20 protein-coding genes are annotated in these 20,270 nt (G+C 67.3%); 9 read left to right on the forward strand and 11 right to left on the reverse strand.

The features are described 5' to 3' along the window. Positions 1-25 precede the first annotated feature (25 nt). On the forward strand, positions 26-466 hold the full coding sequence (locus MUN73_RS07145; protein WP_250139767.1) for a DUF488 family protein, N3 subclade: 441 nt from the start codon (positions 26-28) through the stop codon (positions 464-466). A gap of 22 nt (positions 467-488) precedes the next feature. Here the strand turns inward: MUN73_RS07145 and cdd are convergent, their stop codons facing one another. The 8 genes from cdd to MUN73_RS07185 form a co-directional block, all read right to left on the reverse strand. After that, on the reverse strand, positions 489-887 hold the full coding sequence (gene cdd, locus MUN73_RS07150; RefSeq protein ID WP_250139768.1) for a cytidine deaminase: 399 nt from the start codon (positions 885-887) through the stop codon (positions 489-491). Positions 888-956: 69 nt separating this feature from the next. Next, complete coding sequence (locus MUN73_RS07155; RefSeq protein WP_250139769.1) at positions 957-2,099, reverse strand: CaiB/BaiF CoA transferase family protein; 1,143 nt, start codon at positions 2,097-2,099, stop codon at positions 957-959. 229 nt (positions 2,100-2,328) lie between these two features. After that, positions 2,329-3,375, reverse strand: coding sequence for an ABC transporter permease (locus MUN73_RS07160; protein WP_250139770.1), 1,047 nt, complete (start codon positions 3,373-3,375; stop codon positions 2,329-2,331). Next, entirely contained in the window at positions 3,368-4,618 is a 1,251-nt protein-coding gene (locus MUN73_RS07165; protein WP_250139771.1) for an ABC transporter permease, read from the reverse strand. Before MUN73_RS07165 ends, MUN73_RS07160 begins: the two co-directional genes overlap by 8 nt. Then, positions 4,615-6,279, reverse strand: a complete 1,665-nt coding sequence (locus MUN73_RS07170; protein ID WP_250139772.1) for an ABC transporter ATP-binding protein — start codon at positions 6,277-6,279, stop codon at positions 4,615-4,617. Before MUN73_RS07170 ends, MUN73_RS07165 begins: the two co-directional genes overlap by 4 nt. A 4-nt stretch (positions 6,280-6,283) precedes the next feature. After that, entirely contained in the window at positions 6,284-7,336 is a 1,053-nt protein-coding gene (locus MUN73_RS07175; protein WP_250139773.1) for a BMP family lipoprotein, read from the reverse strand. A 189-nt stretch (positions 7,337-7,525) separates the two neighbouring features. Further along, entirely contained in the window at positions 7,526-8,923 is a 1,398-nt protein-coding gene (locus MUN73_RS07180; RefSeq protein ID WP_250139774.1) for a phosphohexomutase domain-containing protein, read from the reverse strand. Between the two features lie 162 nt (positions 8,924-9,085). Beyond that, complete coding sequence (locus tag MUN73_RS07185) at positions 9,086-9,727, reverse strand: MaoC family dehydratase (RefSeq protein ID WP_250139775.1); 642 nt, start codon at positions 9,725-9,727, stop codon at positions 9,086-9,088. Positions 9,728-10,106: 379 nt separating this feature from the next. Between MUN73_RS07185 and MUN73_RS07190 the strand changes: the two genes are divergently transcribed. The 5 genes from MUN73_RS07190 (at position 10,107) to MUN73_RS07210 (ending at position 13,908) form a co-directional block, all read left to right on the forward strand. Beyond that, positions 10,107-10,421: an AbrB/MazE/SpoVT family DNA-binding domain-containing protein gene (locus MUN73_RS07190; protein WP_250139776.1), complete on the forward strand. Its 315-nt coding sequence runs from the start codon at positions 10,107-10,109 to the stop codon at positions 10,419-10,421. A 2-nt stretch (positions 10,422-10,423) separates the two neighbouring features. Then, positions 10,424-10,909: a hypothetical protein gene (locus MUN73_RS07195; protein ID WP_250139777.1), complete on the forward strand. Its 486-nt coding sequence runs from the start codon at positions 10,424-10,426 to the stop codon at positions 10,907-10,909. Between the two features lie 42 nt (positions 10,910-10,951). Continuing rightward, positions 10,952-11,500, forward strand: coding sequence for a poly(R)-hydroxyalkanoic acid synthase subunit PhaE (locus tag MUN73_RS07200; RefSeq protein WP_250139778.1), 549 nt, complete (start codon positions 10,952-10,954; stop codon positions 11,498-11,500). Beyond that, a complete protein-coding gene (gene phaC / locus MUN73_RS07205; protein WP_250139779.1) occupies positions 11,497-13,047 on the forward strand; it encodes a class III poly(R)-hydroxyalkanoic acid synthase subunit PhaC in 1,551 nt (516 codons plus the stop codon). The genes MUN73_RS07200 and phaC overlap by 4 nt, the downstream gene beginning before the upstream one ends. 117 nt (positions 13,048-13,164) lie before the next feature. Next, positions 13,165-13,908: a beta-ketoacyl-ACP reductase gene (locus MUN73_RS07210; protein WP_250139780.1), complete on the forward strand. Its 744-nt coding sequence runs from the start codon at positions 13,165-13,167 to the stop codon at positions 13,906-13,908. A 52-nt stretch (positions 13,909-13,960) separates the two neighbouring features. Here the strand turns inward: MUN73_RS07210 and moaC are convergent, their stop codons facing one another. Then, the gene (moaC, locus tag MUN73_RS07215) at positions 13,961-14,506 is read right to left on the reverse strand and encodes a cyclic pyranopterin monophosphate synthase MoaC (RefSeq protein WP_250139781.1); all 546 of its coding nucleotides are present in this window, start codon (positions 14,504-14,506) and stop codon (positions 13,961-13,963) included. Beyond that, entirely contained in the window at positions 14,499-15,926 is a 1,428-nt protein-coding gene (locus MUN73_RS07220; RefSeq protein ID WP_250139782.1) for an NAD(P)H-hydrate dehydratase, read from the reverse strand. The genes moaC and MUN73_RS07220 overlap by 8 nt, the downstream gene beginning before the upstream one ends. A gap of 75 nt (positions 15,927-16,001) precedes the next feature. On the opposite strand from MUN73_RS07220, the gene MUN73_RS07225 reads away from it, so the two are divergent. After that, positions 16,002-16,517: a hypothetical protein gene (locus MUN73_RS07225; protein WP_250140812.1), complete on the forward strand. Its 516-nt coding sequence runs from the start codon at positions 16,002-16,004 to the stop codon at positions 16,515-16,517. 63 nt (positions 16,518-16,580) lie between these two features. After that, on the forward strand, positions 16,581-17,744 hold the full coding sequence (locus MUN73_RS07230; protein ID WP_250139783.1) for a thiolase family protein: 1,164 nt from the start codon (positions 16,581-16,583) through the stop codon (positions 17,742-17,744). Positions 17,745-18,122: 378 nt separating this feature from the next. Here MUN73_RS07230 and MUN73_RS07235 read toward each other — a convergent pair whose 3' ends face one another. After that, positions 18,123-19,343 (reverse strand): acyl-CoA dehydrogenase family protein, encoded by a 1,221-nt coding sequence (locus MUN73_RS07235; RefSeq protein ID WP_250139784.1) that lies wholly within the window; start codon positions 19,341-19,343, stop codon positions 18,123-18,125. Positions 19,344-19,463: 120 nt separating this feature from the next. On the opposite strand from MUN73_RS07235, the gene MUN73_RS07240 reads away from it, so the two are divergent. Next, complete coding sequence (locus MUN73_RS07240) at positions 19,464-20,240, forward strand: SDR family NAD(P)-dependent oxidoreductase (protein ID WP_250139785.1); 777 nt, start codon at positions 19,464-19,466, stop codon at positions 20,238-20,240. The last annotated feature ends 30 nt before the right edge of the window (positions 20,241-20,270 follow it).

A 20,270-nucleotide genomic window follows, 5' to 3' on the forward strand; every position in this document is an offset into this window, starting at 1 on the left:
AATGCGGGGCGGGCGTAGCCCGCGTATGGCAGACGCGACGCTCTCGGACACCTACGTCGCCGCGATCCAGCACGATCGGGCCGACGTGGCGCCGGACGCGACGCTCGTCGGCGTCGTCCGGAGCCCGACCGGGTGGTTCCACGCGGCCGTCGACGAGAACGTGCCCGAACTCGGGCCGCCGGCCGCGTTGCTCGACGAGATCAACGACGTCGAGGAGGAGTTCAAGATGCAGGGGCTCTGCGAGGAAGGCGCGCACAACGCCGCATGGGATCGGGTCGACTTCGACGATCGGTACCGCGAGCACATAGACGAGTCCCCCGACGCCCGGACGGCGTTCGAGTCGCTGTGCGATCGGCTAGAGAGCGGCGAGTCGATCGCGCTCGTCTGTTTCGAGAACACGGACAAGAAGCGGTGTCACCGGACGATCCTGCGCGATCGGCTCGAAACGCAACTGGCCGACGACTGAGCGGGACCACGGGCCAACGGCGCTACTCGAGCGTCTCCTCCGTAATCGTGTTCGGCAGCAGATCGCCGAGCGCGTACTCGGACGCCGGTTCGTCGTCCCCTTCGTCGCAGATCACGACGAGGTCGTCGTCGCAGAACTCTGCGAGGGTCTGGCGGCACATCCCGCAGGGGGTGACGCCGTCCCGGCGGTTCGAACTGACCGCGATTCGTGAAAAGTCGCGGTGGCCGTTCTTGACCGCCTCCGCGATCGCGACCTCCTCGGCGTGGAGGCTGTTGCTGTAGTTCGCGTTCTCCAGGTTGCAGCCGACGAACACCTCGCCGTCGGCGGTCTCGAGGGCGGCCCCGACGCGGTACTCGGAGTAGGGGACGTGCGACTGCGACTGGATCTCCCGGGCGGCGGCGACGAGTTCGGCTGCGCTCATGGGAAGAGGTATCTCGGGTTCGAGGAAGAAAGTACCGACCCGATCGCGATCGATCGGCCGCTCTCGGAATCAGTCGCCGTCCAGCAGTGACTCGATCGCCGCCTCGTCGTAGCCGATCGATGCCAGGACGTCCCGGGTGTGCTCGCCGTGGCCCGGCGTCTCCGACGGGGCGGGCGACGCACCCCTGATCGGCGAGAGGATCGCCGGGTCGTCACCCCGCCTGACCAGTCCGCGGTCCGCGAACTGGGGGTGCTCGAGCGCTTCCGCCGGCGTCAACACGGGTGCGACGGGGACGTCCGGGTCCACGAACGCGACCCACTCGTCGCGGGTCCGGTCGGCGAACACGTCCTCGAGTTCGGCCCGGAGGGCCGCCTGCTCGGCCTCGTCGTCGGTCCCATGGACGGACGCGAGGTCGGGGCGATCGACGGCGTCGCAGAACACCCGCCAGAACTTGGGTTCGAGCGCCGAGAGCGTGACGTACCGGCCGTCGGCGGTTTCGTAGACGTTGTACCACGGATGACCGCCGGTGAGGAAGTCGTCGCCCGGACGCGGGTCGTCGCCGTACAGGGCGGGCGTGGCCACCGCCTGGGAGAACGACAGCACCGCGTCCGAGAGCGAACAGTCGAGGTAGGTACCGCCCGTGCCGCCGAGTTCCCGCGAGAGCAGGGCCGAGACGATCACGAACGCGGCGGACAGTCCGCCGGCCATGTCCGCGATCGGGTAGCCCGGGATCCGGGGCCGTTCGTCGCGATCCGTTCGGGTCACATCGAGCAGCCCGGCCAGGCCGACGTAGCCGAGGTCGTGACCGGCGTGATCGCGGTACGGTCCCTCCTGACCGTAGCCGGAGAGCGAGCAGTAGACCAGGTCGGGATTGCGTTCGCGCACCGTCTCGTGGTCGATCCCGAGCCGATCGACCACGCCGGGACGGAAGCTCTCGATCAGGACGTCCGCGTCCTCGACGAGTTCCAGGAACGCGTCGCGTCCGTCGTCGGCTTTCAGGTCGAGCGCGACGCTTCGTTTCCCGCGGTTGACCGCCTCGAAGACGGCCCCGGTGCCGTCGTCGGTAATCGGCGGCAGGTACCGCGCGTAATCGCCGCGATCGGGATCTTCGACCTTGAGCACGTCCGCACCGAGGTCCGCGAGCAACTGGGTGGCGTACGGGCCGGGCAGGAGCCGCGTCAGATCGAGCACGCGGACCGAATCGAGGTTCATACCTGCAGTCACGACGGGGCGGTACTTTACGGAATTGCAAGGAGAACGCCCCGGGGCTCGACCCCGAGGCGATTCACCGTCGGTATACGGAACCGCGACCTGGATTCGGATGGATCGCGCGAAGCGCTCCTATAGTAGCAACTGAAAGTCAATGCACACCTGATCGCAGGACAGCTTTGCGATCAGTATGTAAATCGTTTCAGTTGCTACGATACCCGCCGATCCGGTATCAGTCCTCGCCGGACTCGTAGTGTTCGCCAGCGGCCTCCGGGAGACGGGTGCGACCGACGAACACGAGGACGACGATGACCGTCATGTGCGGGATCGTCCGGATGAGTTCCGTCGGAATGGCGTAGCCCGCCGTCTGGAGCCCGGTTTGCATCGAGTTGAGCCCGGCAAAGAGGAACGAGCCGAGCAACGCGCCGATCGGGTGGTAGTTCGCGAGCAGATAGGTCGCGATCGCGATGAACCCGCGGCCGCCGATCGCCGTGTCGCCGCCGCCGGCGAACGTTCCGAGGTGGCCCAGTGCGAACCCGGCACCGCCGAGGCCGGCGAAGACGCCGGAAAGGAGCACCGCGGCGTACCGGACCTTGCGGACGTCGACGCCGGCCGTGTCCAGCGCCTTCGGATTCTCGCCGCTGGCGACGACCCACCGTCCGAACGCCGTCCGGGAGAGCAGGTACCAGCCGGCGACCGCGCCGACGAGCATGAGGTACACCTGCGGCGGCGTGTCGAACAGCAGGTGGCCGATCAGGGGGATCTCCGACAGCACCGGAACCGTCACGGCGCCAAAGCGCGTGACGTTCGCGGTGTTCGGACTGCCGAAGACGATCCGCGAGGCGAACGGCGCGAGCCCGAGCGAGATGAGCCAGACCGCGAGCCCCGCGATGATCTGGTCGGCCTCGAAGTCGATACAGACGATCGCGAAGACCAGCGCCAGCAGGACGCTGACGAGGACGCCGACCAGCAGGCCCCACCACTGGTTCGAGAGCCCCATCGTCGCGGCGCCGTCGCCGAGCCAGTGGACGGCGATGATCGAACTGAACGCCGACACGATGAGCAGGCCCTCGATCCCGATGTTGATGACGCCGCTCTTCTCGGCGAAGATGCCGCCGATCGCGGCGAGCGCGATCGGGACGGCCAGCCGGAGCGTCGCCGCCTGCCAGCTCGCGGGCGTGACCCACAGGAACGCGAGGAGGAGGATGAGCCCACCGATCGTCGCCTCGAGCGGGCGCTCGGCCAGCTGCTCGCGAGCGGTGCGGAGTCGCTTACGCATCGGTCTCACCTCCGTCGTCGGTGCCGCCGTCCGCCCGCACCGGTTCCCGCGAGCCGACGTCGGTGTAGCGTCGGCCGAGCATCCTGAAGAACTCCGGCATCGCGACGAAGAGGATGATCAGGCCGGAAAGGATGCCCACGAGCTCCGGCGGGACGTCCGTCGCGGTCCCGATCGAGTTCGAGCCGCTATCGAGAACGCCGAACAGGAACGCCGCCGCGCCGACGCCGAGCGGGTTGTTGCCGGCCAGTACGGAGACGGCGATGCCGTCGAAGCCGATCGAGGGGACGTTCTCGAGCCAGCGGCCGTGGACCATGAGCACCCAGAACGCGCCGGAGATGCCCCCGAGCGCCCCGGAGAAGGTCATGCTGGCGACGGTCATCCGCTTTTCGTCGACGCCGCCGTAGGCGGCCGCCGCGGGCTGGATGCCGCTGGTCCGCAGTTCGTAGCCGAACGAGGTTCGCGCGAACAGCCAGGCGATCCCGAGGATGAGCGCGACGGCGAAACCGAGCGCGAGCAGCGAGAAGTCCATCCGCGGGTCGAAGCCGACGACCGGAACGGTCGGGATCTCTGCGTACTCGGGCACCGGCGCCGTCTGGGAGTTGGGGCTGTTCGGGTCCTGAAACTGCCAGGAGAGCAACGTCGACGTGATGCCGACCGCGACGAAGTTGAGCATGATCGTCGTGATGACCTCGTTGGCTTCTGCGTAGGCCTTCAGGACGCCCGGTATCGCGCCCCACAACCCACCGACGATCGCGCCGGCGAGCACGCCCAGCGGGATGAGCGCGACCGTCCCGACGAAGCCGCCGGGGACGACTGCCGCCGCGTAGACGACCGTGATGGCCGTCGCGAGTCCGCCGATGACGAGTTGTCCCTGGGTCCCGATGTTGAGCAGGCCGGCGCGGAACGCCACCGCAACCGACAGCCCGGCGAAGATCAGCAGCGTCGTCCGCTGGAGGGTCTCCGCGAGGCTGTAGTTAGTGAGGCTCCACCCGCCCTCGAGCGGGTGGCCCAGCGCGCCGAGGAACAGTTCGTAGTAGACCTGCATCGGATTGTAACAGAACGTCCTGCCGGCGAGATCGAGGCCGGCCCGGCAGGAGGCGTAGCCGCCGGAGACGAACACGAGCACGCCGCCGACGAGGACGGCGGCCAGCAGTGCCGCGAGGCTGATGACGACCCGTTCGAGGACCGACGCCCGGACGAGCCGTTCGAGAAGCCGTTCGAACCGCTCTTTTGCCGCGCTCATCGGGTCTCACCCCCGAGGTCGCCAGTCGTACCGTCGCCGCCGTCGTCGGCGCGATCGGCCCCGGGACGGTGGCCGGCCATGAGCAGACCGAGGTCCTCCTCGGTGACGGCGTCGGGATCGGTGACGTCGATGAACTCCCCCTCGTAGATGACCGCCAGCCGATCGGACAGCGAACGGACCTCGTCGAGTTTCGAGGAGACGAGCAAGATTGCGACCCCCTCGCGCCGGAGTTCGAGGAGTCGATCGTGGATGAATTCGGTCGACCCGATGTCGACGCCCCGGGTGGGGTGGGTCGCGACGACCAGCGACGGATCGCGCTCGAACTCGCGACCGACGATGAACTTCTGCTGGTTGCCCCCGGAGAACGAGTGGGCGGCGGCGTCGGCGTCCGGTGGGCGGACGTCGTAGGTCTCGATGAGTTCTTCGGTGTGGTCGCGGACGTCCTCCCAGTCGATGCGACCGTCGTCGGCGAACTCCGGCGATCGCTGACTGCCGAGGAGGCCGTTCTCGACGAGGTCGAACGGCATGACGAGGCCGCGCTCGTGGCGGTCCTCGGGAACGTAGGCCATCCCGGACTCGATCCGCCGGCGGCGGGGCCACTCCGTGACGTCCTGCTCCTCGTAGCGGATCGTCCCCGTCTCGGGCGTCCGCAGGCCGGTAATCGCCTCGATCAGTTCGGCTTGCCCGTTGCCGTCGACTCCCGCGATGCCGACGATCTCGCCGGCACGAACGTCGAGGTCGATTCCGGAGACGACCTCGACGCCGCGAGCGTCCTCGACCGTTACGTCCCGCGTCGAGAGGACGACGTCGCCCGTCTCGACCGGTTCGGATTCGGCCTCGAGGATCACTTCCCGACCGACCATGCGCTCGGCCAGGTCCGTCCGACTCGTGGTGGTGGGGTCGACCGTCCCCACGGACTCCCCGTCCCGGAGGACGGTGATCGCGTCCGCGGCGTGGGTCGCCTCCTCTAGCTTGTGCGTGATGAAGATGATCGTCTTCCCCCGATCGGTGAGTTCCTCGAGGACGTCGTAGAGCCCCTCAACCTCCTGGGGCGTGAGGACGGCCGTCGGTTCGTCGAGGATAAGGACGTCCGCGCCGCGGTAGAGGGTCTTGAGGATCTCGACGCGTTGCTGGAAGCCGACGCTCAATTCCTCGACCGTCGCCGTCGGATCGACGTCGAACCCGTACCGATCGCAGAGGTCCCGGATCTCGGCGTCGATCCGATCGCTGTCGACTGCCATGCCGAACCACTTCGTCGGTTCGTTCCCCAGCGCGATGTTCTCGGCGACCGTCATGGGATCGACGAGCATGAAGTGCTGGTGGATCATGCCGATACCGGCGTCGATCGCGTCCCGCGGCGTCTCGAACGACCGTTCTTCGCCGTCGACCACGACGCGTCCCTCTTCGGGTTCGTAGAGCCCGTAGAGGACGTTCATCAGCGTCGTTTTGCCGGCGCCGTTCTCGCCGAGCAACGCGTGGACGGTCCCCTGCTCGACGCGCAGGTCCACGTCGTCGTTGGCGACGACGCCGGGGAACCGTTTGGTGATGCCGTCGAGGTGGACGGCGAGGTCGCCACCCGTCCCGTCCCGGTTCGCGGAGTCGCCTGCCACTCCCTCGGACGTTCCCGTCCCGTCAGTCGTTCCCGTTCCCGACTCGGTCATGCGGTTACAGTTCGCTCGGGACGTCGATCTCGCCGTCGATGATCGCCTGTCTGGACTCCGCGACCCGATCTTTGATTTCCTGGGGGATTTCGTCGCCGAGTTCGTCGCCGTAGGTGGCGCCGACGCCCTCCTCCTCGAGGCCCAGCGTCTCCGTCTGGCCACCTTCGAAGGCGTCGTCGACGACGGACTCCGTGGCCGAGTAGACCGCGGTGTCGACGCGCTTGACCATGCTCGCGAGGATGACGTCCGCGAAGTCCGGGTTGGACAGCGACTGGTCGTCGTCGACGCCGATCGCGAACCGGCCTTCCTCCTGGGCCGCCTGGAAGACGCCGATGCCGGTGCGTCCGGCCGCGTGGAAGACGATGTCCGCGTCCTGCTCCTGGTACATCGTTCGCGCGGCTTCCTGGCCCTGTGCCGTGTCGTTGAAGCTTCCGATGTACGAGGAGACGACCTCCGCGTCCTCGTTCGCGTACGCGACGCCGGCTTCGAAGCCGGCCTGGAACGACTCGATCAGCGTGGATTCGGTCCCACCGACGAAGCCGACGACGTTGGCGTCGGGATTGGTCTCGCCCGCGCCGGCCGAGAACTCCTCGGTGGTGAGCAGACCCGCCAGGTGACCGACCTGGAACGATCCCTCCGGTTCGCCGAAGACGTAGCTCCGGACGTTGTCTGCCTCGACGACCGAGTCGACGATCATGAAGTTCTGATCCGGATACTGCTCGGCGTTCTCCGTGAGGGCTTCCGCCTGAGCGTAGCCGATACAGCTAATCAGGTCGTACTCGCCGGATTCGGCGAAGTCACGCTGAGCGCTGGGGAACTCGCCTTCGCTCCCCGGTTCCGTCTTGTCGTACGCGAGGTCGAAATCCTCCTCGGCCTGCTGGATCCCCTGCTGGGCCATGTCGTTGAACGAGTCGTCGCCGAGGCCACCGGTGGCGTACACCATCCCGACCTGGGCGTCCGCACTGCCTTCGTCGCCGAACCCACCGACACAGCCCGCCATAGCGGTGAGCCCTGCGATCGCTGTCCCCTTCAAAATTGTCCGTCGATCTCGTACCATCGGGCAGACTAGCGCAAACCATCATTTTATACCCATCGAAACGGACATGTGTCGATTCAGTACGATCGAGCACCCAGGCCATCCGGCCAGCGACCCGATCGAGGACGGAGGCGTGTGCGTCGGCGCCGATCGGGAGCCACGCCGGAGGAGTCGATCGTACACTCACGAGGGGGAACCAAACCCGGCCCCTCACGCCGAGCTAACGGTTGCAACCGCCGTCTCGATGTGCTCGGTGGCGTCTTCGATCAGGGTGTCGACGTCGTCGCTCTCGGCGTAGAGCCGGACGTACGGTTCGGTTCCGCTCGGACGGACCAGGAGCCAGGACGCATCGGCGAACTCCAGGCGGATGCCGTAGTCGGTGTCGACCGTCGCCTCCGGGAACGCGTCCTGGAGGGTCGTTTCGAGTTCGGCCATCGCGTCGGCCTTGGCCGCATCGGGACAGTCGACGCTGACCTTCCGGTAGGGCCGTTCGGTAATCGGCGCCCGGAGCGTGTCGGTGTCGCCGGCGTCAGCAACGAGCGCGGCGACCGTGGCGGCGCTCGCGACGCCGTCGATCCAGCCCCCGAACGCGGTGTGGATGTGCTTCCAGGGTTCCGCGGCAAAGACGACCTTGGCTTCGGGCCCGCCCCGATCGCGCTCCCTCGCGATCCCCTCGTGGAGCGCGCCGAGTCGAACCCGCTCGACGCGCCCGCCCGCCTCGCGGACCTGCTCGTCGATGCGGGCAGAGGCGTTCGGGGTGGTGACCACGACGGGGTTGTCGGCCTCGCTCTCGGCCGTGTAGTGGGCCGCGACCACGGCGAGGACCGTATCCTCGTGGATCACGTCGCCGTCGGGTCCGAGGACGACGAGCCGATCGGCGTCGCCGTCGTGGGCCAGTCCGAGGTCAAACGCGCCGGCGGCGAGGAACGCGGAGAACTCGGCGAGCGTCTCGGGGGTCGGTTTGCTCGGCCGGGCCGGGAAGTGGCCGTCGACGGACGCGTTGACGCCGACCACGTCCGCACCGAGCCGATCGAGTACCTGCGGCGTCGCGAGCGTCCCCACGCCGTTGCCGCAGTCGACGGCGATCGAGAGCCCCGCGAGCGGCCGATCGTCCGGCGTCGCGGACTCGCCGTCGCCCGCGAACCGATCGCGCACGTACGCGACGACGGCCTCGCGGTACCGATCGAGGATCTCGAGGCGGCGTGACTCGCCCCACTCGTCCCACGGCGCGAGTCCGCTGGCTTCGCCGGCGACTCGGTCGTCGATCGCCCGCTCGGCGTCGCTGTCGTACTCGACCCCGTCGGCGAAGAGTTTGATGCCGTTGTCCGTCGGCGGGTTGTGGCTCGCGGTGAGCATCACGCCCCGGCGTCCGCGCGAGGCGAACGCGAGCGCGGGCGTCGGGACGACGCCGACGCGGCGGACGTCCGCGCCGGCGCTCTCGAGGCCGGCCTCCATCGCGGCCGCGAGCGCCGACCCCGTCTCCCGACCGTCGCGGCCGACGACGAACATCGTTCCGGGATCGCCCGCCGCCTGCCCGACCGAGAGCGCGAGCGACGGCGTAACCTCCTCGACTGGACCCCGGATGCCTGCTGTCCCGAACAGTGTCATGGTGGCCCGTTCCGCGAGGAACTACTTATATGTCCGAGAAGGAGCGTCGTCTGCCATCCGGGAACCGGACCGCGAAATCGAGGTCGGATCGATCCCGGGACTCGACGGCGATCGAGGCCGGGCGCGAGGCGGAGAATCAGGTGGGAGGAGCGGACCGGCGGATTACTCGTCGTCCGGGATTTCGTCGATCAACACGACGGCCTCGCCGTTGATCACCGTCGCGTCGTCGTCCTCGTTCCGGATGACCGTCTCGAGGCGGTACTGGTCGTTGCCGAGGTCCTCGACGACCTCGACGCGGGCGGAGACGCGATCGCCGATGCCGACCGGGCCGCTGAACTCGAGGTCCTGCGAGAGGTAGATCGTGAGGCCGGGGAGTCGAGCCAGCGCCGCGCTGATCAGTCCGGAGACGAGCGTCCCGTGGACGATGCGCTCGCCAAAGCGCGTGTCGGCGGCGAACCCCTCGTCCAGGTGGAGGCGGTTCGTGTCGCCGCTGACGGTGGCGAAGGCGCGAACGTCCTCGTCGGAGAGGCTCTTCTCGAAGGTCACGGCGTCGCCGACGCTGATGTGTTCGGGGTCGTCGACGGTCCGATCGAACTGCCAGTCGAGGCTCGAGTGATCGATCGAGGGAATGGATCCGGGAACGGTGTCGCTGTCCGTACTGTTCTCGCTATCGGAGGGGGGCAGCATGGCGGAGACCGCCGCGCGGTTCGCGGCTGTCGCACTCTGCAGGAGGGTCTGGGTCATCGCCGTCCACGCGTTCGTCATGGCAGCGAAGTTACTCCCCCCAGAGTTCTGGTGTGACATCTACCCGCGCATAAGCGTGTGGGGGTTATGACTTCTTTGGCCGAAGCAAACCGCACTTACTCTCCGAAATCCGGTTTCACCGGCTTTCAGACCGGTCCCGTACTGCGGTTCGATCGTGGACCGGGTGGCGATCCGGGTTCCGGAATTGGCCGATACCCATCGCGGACTCGTCAGCAGGTGACCCCATTCGCGGACCTGCCAGCACGCAACTTCGTCCTCGCCGATCCCCGTCTTCACCTCGACAGTCCCCGATCTCGTGGCTGGAACGGGAGCATCACCCGATACTCTCTGAACCACGAGATACCATGTTCTCCATCCCATGGTATCAGATGGTATCTGAGGGCAACCTTTATTACGATCGGGGACCTCCGTACAGGTGATGACGGACGACTCCGACCGATCGCTCTGGTTCCCGCCTGCGATGTTCACCGAACAGATGCAGGAGGCAGGCGAGCAGGTCGCCGAATCCCAGCAGGAGATGATGCGAAAGTTGATGCAGGCGAGTTCCGCGAACCCGTTCGAGGGTTCGTCCGCACTCGGCCCGATGAACATGGGAACGGCGACGTTCAAGGCTCGCGTCCAGAGCGGCGGTCGGATCAGCATTCCCGGCCCGGAACGGGAAGCCCTCGACATCGAGGAGGGCGATATCGTCCAGACGATCGTCGTCCCCGTCAAACGCAACCGAGACGAATAACCATGACCCAGAACCCATTCACCGCCGTCTTCGACGCACAGCGCACCGCAGTCGAACAGTCCCAGAACCTCACCCACGACGCCCTCGAGGCCCAGAAGACCTCGATCAGCGCCGTCTCCGACGCCGTCCAGACCTCGGGCGCGATGTTCGAGTCGAACGCCGAACTCACGAAGGGTGCGATCCACGCGTACTTCGACGCGATGGAAGCCTCGCTCCCCGAAGAGGCCGCCGACTTCGACGAGGCTCGCGAACTCGTCGACGAGAGCTTCGACGCCGCCACCGAGGCCCAGTCGCAGTCGCTCGAGGCCGTCCTCGACGCGATGGAGGAGTCCGAAGCCGCCTACGACGAGTTCGCCGGCAACTACTCCGAGGTCGTCGACTCCTCGTTCGACGCCTTCCTCGAGGCCCACGAGCAGGTCGAGCAGAACGTGACGGCCGTCGCCGAAAACGTCGAAGACGCGGCCGAAGAGTTCGACGTTTCCGCGTAGAGCGACCTCAGCCTTTTCACACTAGCTCCCCAATTTTAGCCAATGGCAGACTCACAGCAGCCCCAGGCGCAGAACTGGAACGAACTCGTCGAACAGTGGAACGAACAGTTCATCGAATCGCTCGAGGACAACATGGAGGCCCAGGCCCAGTTCGTCGAGAGCTGGTCGGAAGCCGTCGGGGAGGTCAGCGAAGAGAACGAGATCTCCGACGGCGTCGAGGGCTACGCCCGCGCCTACGAGACGTGGATGAACGCCTCCCAGCAGATGGTCGAGCGGATGAACGACGCGCTCGAGGGCGAAGACGTCGAGATGGAGGAGTTCCGCGACGTCTGGCTCAACACGGCCAACGAGGCGTTCAAGGAGGTCATGTCGACGACGGCGTTCGCCAAGATGACCGGTGAAACGGTCGGCGACGTCCTCGAACTCCAGCAACAGGCCGACGAAGCCGCCGAGGAGACGCTGCACAGCCTCGGCTTCGCGACCGAAGGCGACGTCGTGGAGATCGGCGACCGCCTCGTCGAACTCGAGCGTCGCCAGCACGCCGTCGAGCAAAAACTCGACCGCGTCCTCGAACACCTCGACGAGCAATGATCAACCCGTACACAACCGTCCTGGACATGCAACGCCAGGCCTGGGAAAACGCGGCCGATCTGGCCGACAAGGGCCGGGTCGCACCCGATCGCACCGAGACGCTCGAGAACGTCGAGGTCGGCCAGACCCCGAGCGAGGTCGTCTACGAGGAGAACAAGCTTCGGCTCCTCCACTACGAGCCGATGACCGAGGAGCAACACGACATCCCGATCCTCGTCGTCTACGCGCTGATCAACAAGCCGTACATCCTCGACCTCCAGCCGGATCGATCGGTGGTCCAGACGCTGCTCGAGGCCGGCTTCGACGTCTACATGATCGACTGGGGCGAGCCCTCGAAGCTCGATCGATCGCTCACGCTCGACGACTACGTCAACCGGTACATCGACAACTGCGTCGACGTCGTGCGCGATCGCTCCGGGCTCGACGCGATCAACATCCTCGGCTACTGCATGGGCGGCACGATGACGGCCATGTACACGGCGCTCCACGCCGAAAAGGTCGAGAACCTCGCCCTGATGGCCGCCGGGCTCTGCTTCGCCGGCGACGGCGGCGTCCTCGAACTCTGGGGAGCGGAGGACTACTACGACCCCGAACGGGTCACCGAAACGTTCGACAACGTGCCCTCGGAGTTCCTCGACGTCGGGTTCGCGCTGATGGACCCCGTGGCGAACAACCTGACGAAGTACGTCCGCTTCTACGACAACGTGGAGGACGAAGACTTCGTCGAGAACTTCGCCCGGATGGAACGGTGGCTCGACGAGGGCATCGACGTCGCCGGCGGCGCCTACGAGGAGTTCATCGAGGACATCTACCAGGACAACAAGCTGTACGAGAACGAACTCCATCTGAACGGCGAGCACGTCGACATCACCAACATCGACATGCCCGTCCTCCAGATCGTCGCGGAGTACGACCACCTGATCCCGCCGGGGGCCTCCAAGCCGTTCAACGAGAAGATTCCCTCCGACGACACCGATATCATGGAGTTCGCGACGGGGCACATCGGGATGTCGGTCTCCTCGCGGAGCCACGCCGAACTCTGGCCCGACGTCTGTGACTGGTTCGAGGCGCGATCGGTCGGCGAGGAGGAAGCCGAAGCAGCCGAACCCGAGACGCCGACGCCCGACGAACCGGACGCCGCGCTCGCCGAGGACGTCGCGGGCGACGAGAGCGGTGCCGAGGACCTGACCGACGGCGGCGCGACCGTCGACCGCCGGTCCGACGACCTCCCCGGTGAAACGCGTTCCGACGAAGAGATCGCCGAACGCGCCGAAGACGACGTCCAGGAAGCGCCCGCGGAACCGGGCGAGATGACCGTCGACGAGGACATCGCCGAGGGCGTTACTGACGACGAGGTCGTCGAGGAGTCCGCGGACGATCTCACCGACCTCACCGGCGTCGGCGAGGCCTACGCGGCGGATCTCTCCGAGGCCGGCATCGAGACGTTCGACGACCTCGCGGCCGCCGACGTCGCCGACCTCGCGACCGAGACCGGGATCTCGCCGAGCCGGCTCGAAGACTGGATCGAGCAGGCGGCGAACCGGTAGCCGGCCTGGGACCGGCGCCTGGCGTCCGGTAGGTCCGATCGAAAACACGTTCGTTTTGCTGTATGTTCTGGTATCTCACAGGTCGTTATTTAGTATCGGAGGTGGAACAGTCCGTGTATGTCTATGGAGGGACGCACCTGTGTCATCACGGGTTCGGCACGCGGTATCGGACGGGGCATCGCGGAATACCTCGGCGAAAGGGGTGCGAACGTGGTCGTCAACTACCGATCGTCTGAGGGGCCTGCCCACGAAGCCGTCGACGCGATCGAGGCGGCGGGCGGTCAGGCGGTCGCGGCCCAGGCCGACGTCTCCGAACGCGACGAGGTCGAGCACATGCACGAGGTCTGCCACGAGGCGTTCGGGCCCGCAGACGTGCTGGTGAACAACGCGGGGATCACCGCCGACGAACAGTTCACGGACATGACTCGCGAGGAGTGGGACCGGGTGATGGACGTCAATCTCGGCGGGATGTTCAACTGTACCCAGGTGTTCTACGACGACATCTGGAACGCTCACGAGGGCCGCCTGATCAACATCTCGAGCGTCGTCGGCAAGCAGGGCAACTTCGGCCAGGCGAACTACGCGGCCGCCAAGAGCGGTATGTTCGGCTTCACCCGGACGATCGCGCTCGAACTCGCGAAAGGCGGATCGACGGCGAACTGCGTCGCCCCCGGCTTTACGCGCACCGACATGCTCGAATCCGTCCCGGACAAGGTCCTCGATCGGATCATCGCCGGGATTCCGCTCGAGCGACTCGCCGAGGTCGAGGACATCGCGGCGGTCGTCCAGTTCCTCGCGAGCGAGGACTCCTCGTACGTCACCGGCGAAGTGATCGACGTCAACGGCGGGATGGACCTCTAGGGGTCACGATCCCGCCCGACCGGGCGATTCACCCGGGCGTAGATAATCTGCGTCAGGCGTCACCATCGGACTCGCGACGTTTCTCCTTCTCGCGGACCCGCACGTTCTCGATCGCCGTCTCGGGGTACTGGCCGTCTGCGTCTTTCTCGACGGCCTTGACCATGTCCCAGACGACGTTCAGCCCCGTCGTGACGCCCTCGAGGGCCTCCATCTCGCAGCCCGTCTTTCCGGTCGTCTCGACGGCCACCTCGAGTTCGACCCGATCGTCGCCCAGATCGAACGCGGTGTCGACGTTCGTGATCGGGATCTGGTGGCACATCGGGATCGTCTCCCAGGTGTGTTTGACCGCCTGGATCGCCCCGACGCGGGCGGTCGCGAGCACGTCGCCCTTGCCGATCTCGTCCTCGCGGATCGCGTCGATCGTCGACGGCCGGAGGCGGATCTCGCCGGCGGCGACGGCCCGGCGCTCGCTGTCGGGTTTGTCGCCGACGTCGACCATCTGGACGTCGCCCTCCGCGGTGGTGTGGGTGAGGTCGTCGGCCGGGGATTCGCGGTTCTCGGCCGCGTCAGACGTCGACTCGGGGCGATCGTCACTCATCGTCCTCACCCCACAGGACCGCGGGGATCTCCGCGAGCATGTCCGACGCGAGAAAGCCGTGTCCGTCGCGCTCGGCGAGGCGTTCGCCGGCGAGTCCGTTGACGTGGGCGGCCGCGGCGGCGGCGTCCATCGGATCGGCGTGTTCGAGGAGCGCCGCCACGATTCCCGCCAGCGTGTCGCCGGTGCCGCCGACTTTCATCCCGATCGTTCCGGAGCGGCTGATCCGCGTTCGCTCGCCGTCCGTGATCACGTCGTCGGCCCCCTTCGCGAGGACGACGTGGCCGAGGTCGGACGCGAAGGATTCGATCTCGTCGGCGACCTCGCGGAGGTCGGACGCGTCCGGCCCGCCCATCCGCGCGAGTTCGGCCCGGTTGGGCGTACAGACCAGCGTCGCGTCGGTCTCGACCTCGGGGACGACCGCGAGTGCGTCGGCGTCGACGACCACCCGGCCGTCGTACGACTCGAGGAACTCCCGCGCGGCCTCGAGGGTCTCGTCGGCGGTCCCCAGTCCCGGCCCCAGCACGACGGGGTTGTCGTACTGCTTTGCCGTTTCGAGGAGGTCCTCGGCCCGATCGGAAGTGAGGATCTCCTCCTCGTAGGGCTGAACGATGAGGTCCTCGGCGTAGCCCTGGATCTCGGCGGCGACCGTCTTGGGTGCCGCGACGAAGGACAGTTCCGCACCGGCACGAAGCGCGGCCTGGGCGGCGAGTGCTGGTGCACCCGTGTAGGGACCGCCGCCGATGACGTACGGTCGTCCTTCGCGGTCGTCCGGCCGCGCGAGCGAGATATCCCCGGGGCCGACGAACCGTTCGGCCGCGGCGGGGATGCCGATGTCCGCGACGGTCACCTCGGCCGCGAGGTCCTCGAGTCCGGGCTTCGTGTCGTGGAAGGTGACCACGCGGTCGGCCTCGACCCGATTCTCGGCGTGGTCGCCACCGTCGGCGTCGAATCCGGAGGGAACGTCGACGGCGACGACCGTCGCGTCGGCACCGTCGATCGCCTCGGCCGCGGTCGCGACGGGTTCCCGGAGATCGCCGCTGATTCCCGTCCCGAGCATCGCGTCGACGACCACGTCCGCGTCGGGGAGGTCGAACTGGCTCGAGTCTTTGATCTCTCGCGTCTCATAGTCTGCCTGCTCGAGGGCGTCCCAGTTCTCCCGGGCGATCTCGGTGCCGATGTTCGTGGCGTGACCGAGCAGGAGGATGGTGACGTCGTATTCGTCCAGAAAGCGAGCGGCGACGAACGCGTCCCCGCCGTTGTTCCCGCGCCCGGCAACGATCGCCACGCTCGATCCCGGCTCGGTGACGTCCCGGACCGTGCGGGCGACTGCGTTCCCGCTCGACTCCATAAGCTGCTTGCGCGGCACGCCCAGCGCCGCGGCGTTCTCGTCGACGGCGGCCATTCGCCTGCCTGTGATCATACCGAGTCGTTCGACCGGCCAACCGTTCAAGATTGCGGACGACACGCTCATGCCCTGCGCCCGGCTATGGCTGACGTGAACGTCTTCTGGCTCGACGACGATTCTCGCCTCGCCGCTCACTATCACTGCGATCAGCACGTCAACAAGATGCTGCTCGAGGCCGCACAGGTGCTCTGTACGGCGGCCCGCGAGAACGGGTACGACGCCGAGTTTCTCTACGGCTCGACCCACGTCGGCCACCCGGTCACCCGCTGGGCAGCCGAATCGCGGGCCAACTGGCTGCGTCTGCGCGAGCACGCCGAGGCGCTCAACGCGGAGTTCGTCGAGCGCTACGACAAGGACGGCGACCACGCGAGTTGGCACGTAATCGAGCGGATCGAGTCCGACGAGATCACGTTCCCGACCGACGAACCGACGCCGCGGCCGCAGGCCATGCCCGACGAGTACAAGCGACCCGGCGATCCAGTCGCGGCCTACCGGGCCTACTACGCCGGCGAAAAGGCCGAATGGGCCGAGTGGAACTACATCGAGGAACCACCGTGGCTCGAGGACTATCGATCGAGATTTGACCCGGACGTGAAGACGACCTGAGCGCGGCTCGCTTGCGTGTCCGCGTCCGAAGTGTACTTTGCGATGCGTGCTCACTAGCCACACATGCGAGACGCTGTCATCGTCGACGCAGTTCGAACACCGTTCGGGGCGCGCGACGGGGCCTTCGCCGGGGTACACCCGCAGGACCTCGCCGCGGAGCCGTTGCTCGCGCTCGAGGAGCGACTGGGATTCGACCCGCAGCGGACGATCGAGGACGTCATCTACGGCTGCGTGAGCCCGATCGACGAACAGGGCGGTAACGTCGGGCGGCTCGCCCCGCTGGTCGCCGGCTGGGGCGACGACGTGCCGGGCGTTCAGTTGAACCGGATGTGTGGCTCCGGCCAGCAGGCGATCAACTTCGCCGCGGGCGCGATCGCGACGGGGGCACACGACGCGATCGTCGCCGGCGGCGTCGAACACATGACCCGCGTCCCGATGGGGAGCGACCTCGGCGGCGTGACGGAGACCTACTTCGAGCACTACGACGAACTCGTCCAGCAGGGCGAGAGCGCGGAACGGATCGCCGAGCAGTGGGGGTTCGATCGGCGCGAACTCGACGACCTCGCGGTCGACTCCCAGCGGCGCTGGAAGGCGGCCTGGGACGACGGCCGGTACGAGTCCCAGATCGCCCCCGTCCGCGTCGGGGCGGAGGGCGAGACGCGCGTCGTCGACACGGACGAACACCCGCGGCCGGAATCGACGGTCGAGGATCTCGGAAGTCTGCCGCTCGCGTTCCGTCAGGAGGGCGACGGCGTGATCCACGCCGGCAACTCCTCGGGGATCGTCGACGGCGCGAGCGCGGTCCTCGTCACCAGTCGCGAGGCGGCAGAGGAACACGGCTGGGAGCCGATGGCCCGGATCGTCCAGACCGAGGTGGTCGGCGTCGACCCGGTCACGATGCTCACCGGCCCCATCCCCGCGACCGACGGCGTCCTCGAGAAGACCGACGTCACGATCGACGACGTCGACCTATTCGAGGTCAACGAGGCGTTCGCCTCGGTCGTCGCGGCGTGGCTCGACGAGATGGACGCACCGCGGGAGGACCTCTGGGAGCGGACGAACGTCAACGGCGGTGCGATCGCCCACGGCCACCCGCTCGGCGCGACCGGTTCAGCCCTACTCACGAAACTCGTCCACGAACTGGAGCGGACCGGCGGGGACGTCGGCCTCTCGACGATGTGTATCGGCTTCGGGCAAGGGATCGCGACGATCGTCGAACGCATCTGAGGGGCCATCTATCGCGTTCCGAGACGACGTTTTCAGCACCGATCGCGAGTAGTTCGCAGGACCCGCAAACACCACGAAAGCCCCTGGCGGCTCCGGTCGATGGACTCGCTGTGCGCTTCGCTCACTTCGTTCGCTGTAGTGCTTGCGTCGTCCGTCTTCCCGGAGCCGCCAGCCCCTTTCATTCCCCCCCGTGACGGCTGGTCGGACAGGCCACCGCGGGTGGGAATGAAAGGGGCTGACCCGATCGATCCTTCCCAGGCGAAGTAAGCACCGAACGAAGTGAGGCGCGCAGCGAGCCTCGGGAGGTCGATCGGGTCAGGGGCTTTCGTGGTGTTCGTAAGCAATTCAAGACTGACCTGCCCTATCCGATCGCGAGTATCAGTTCACGCCGAGTTGATCGGCGATCGTGTTCAACTGGATCTCGTCGGTGCCCTCGACGATCCGGAGGATCCGGGCCATGAGCAGGTGGTCGACGTAGGGGTTCTCCTCCGCGAGGCCGCTGCTGCCGTGGACCTGGACGACGTCGTCGGCGACGTCCCAGCAGACGTTCGTCGCGAACCACTTGGCGATCGACGCCGCTTCGATCGCGGATCCGGTTCGCTCGAGGTCCCACGCGGCGCGCAGGCCCGCCGCGTCGGCCGCGTACGATCGCGCCCGGCCGCGGGCGAGTTTGTGCGAGATGCCCTGGAAGGAGCCGATCGAGCGGCCGAACGCCTCGCGCTGGTTGGCGTACTCGACCCCGCGATCGAGCAGGTGTTCGGCGAAGCCGACTGCCTCGGCTGCCAGTTCCAGCCGACCCAGCGAGAGGAACTCCATGGCGGTGTAGAAGGCGGCGTCGACCTCGCCGAGGACGCGATCGGCGGGGAGGCGCACGTCGTCGAAGACGAGTTCGGCCTGCATCCCCTCCATCCCAACCGCGTTGTTGATCGCGCCCAACTCGTACTCGTCGGCCTCGACGAGGAAGCAGGTGATGCCGCCGTACCGGCCCGCCTCGGACTGGGGCATCGTCCGGGCGAACACCTGCACGAAGTCCGCGTAGGGGGCGTTGGTGATCCACTGCTTGCGCCCGTTCAGGACCCACTCGTCGCCATCGCGTTCGGCCGACGTGTCCATATCCGGCGCGTCAGACCCCACGCCGGGTTCGGTCAGCGCGAACGCGGTCGACTTCTCGCCGGCGATCGCCGGTTCCAGGTAGCGATCGACCTGATCCCCCTCGGCGTCCGCGAGCAGGGGTTTCGGCCCCTCCGGGCCGGCGAGGACGAACTCGGTGAGTCCCGTGCCGTGGCTGGCGACGTGGCGCTTGGCGCGGTACCACGTCACGGTCGAGACGCCCTCGCCGCCGACCTCCTCGGGGAGGTTCATCGCGTAGAACCCCGCGTCGGCGCTCCGTCTACGGATCCGATCGATCGCGTCGACCACCTCCTCGACGTAGCGCCCGTCCGGCCGGTGGCGGAGCCGGGGGTTCGACCACGTCTCGCCCAGTTCCGACTCGATCGGGTCGACCTCCCGGGCGACGAACTCGTCGAGGCTGTCGAGTACGAGTCGCGTCTCCTCGTCGACGCCGAAGCTGACGCCGGACACCTGGTCCTGTGTCACCATACCACGGTGAACCCCCGGATCGCGCATCAATCCACCGGTCGGACGGGGCTCGGAAACGCGACCGGCTACCGAAACCGGTTCACTAACTGTTAACACACACCACCACGAACGTCATCGGGTATGGAGTTCGGACTCGACGGGAGAACCGCCCTCGTGACCGGGGGCGCGGGACGAATCGGGAGCGCTGACTGTCACGTACTCGCGGCGGAGGGAGCCAAAGTGGTCGTCCTCGACGTCGACGGGGACGGCGCGCAGGACGTCGCCGACGAGATCGAGGCCGACGGCGGGGACGCCATGGCCGTCGCATGCGACCTGACCGATCGCGACGAGGTCGCCGCGGCCGTCGATCGCGTCCGCGAGGAGACCGGCGGGGTCGACGTCCTCGTCAACAACGCGGGGATGGTCGACGCCGTCGGCCGGACTGGCGACCTCGATACCGACCTCTGGGATCGCGACCTCGAGATCAACCTCACTGGAACGTACAACATCACCGAACGGGTCTTCCCGGCGATGTGCGATCGCGGCTGGGGGCGCGTGATCTCGATGTCCTCCGTCGCCGGGACCCACGGCGGCTTCGGCCAACTGTCCTATTCGACGACGAAGTCGGGACTCGTCGGCTTCGGCAAGACGCTCGCGCTCGAGGGAGCCCCCGAGGGCGTCACGTCGAACGTCATCGCGCCCTCGATCGTCGTCGGCCAGCTCGCCGATATGGACCCCGAGGAGATCGAGAACGTCAACCCACACTGGGCGGACATCGCCCGCGCGACGCCGGCGGGCCACCTCGGTCGGGAGGAGGACGTCGCGAACCTCGTCGCCTACCTCGCCAGCGAACAGGCGAGTTTCGTCACGGGCCAGGTCGTCGGCGTCACTGGCGGCGTCGATCTGTTCACATACTGACGCGGGCGATCGGGTTTCTCGGCGGCGCGG

It is taken from the genome of Halosolutus amylolyticus (genome assembly GCF_023566055.1).
Lineage (GTDB): Archaea > Halobacteriota > Halobacteria > Halobacteriales > Natrialbaceae > Halosolutus > Halosolutus amylolyticus.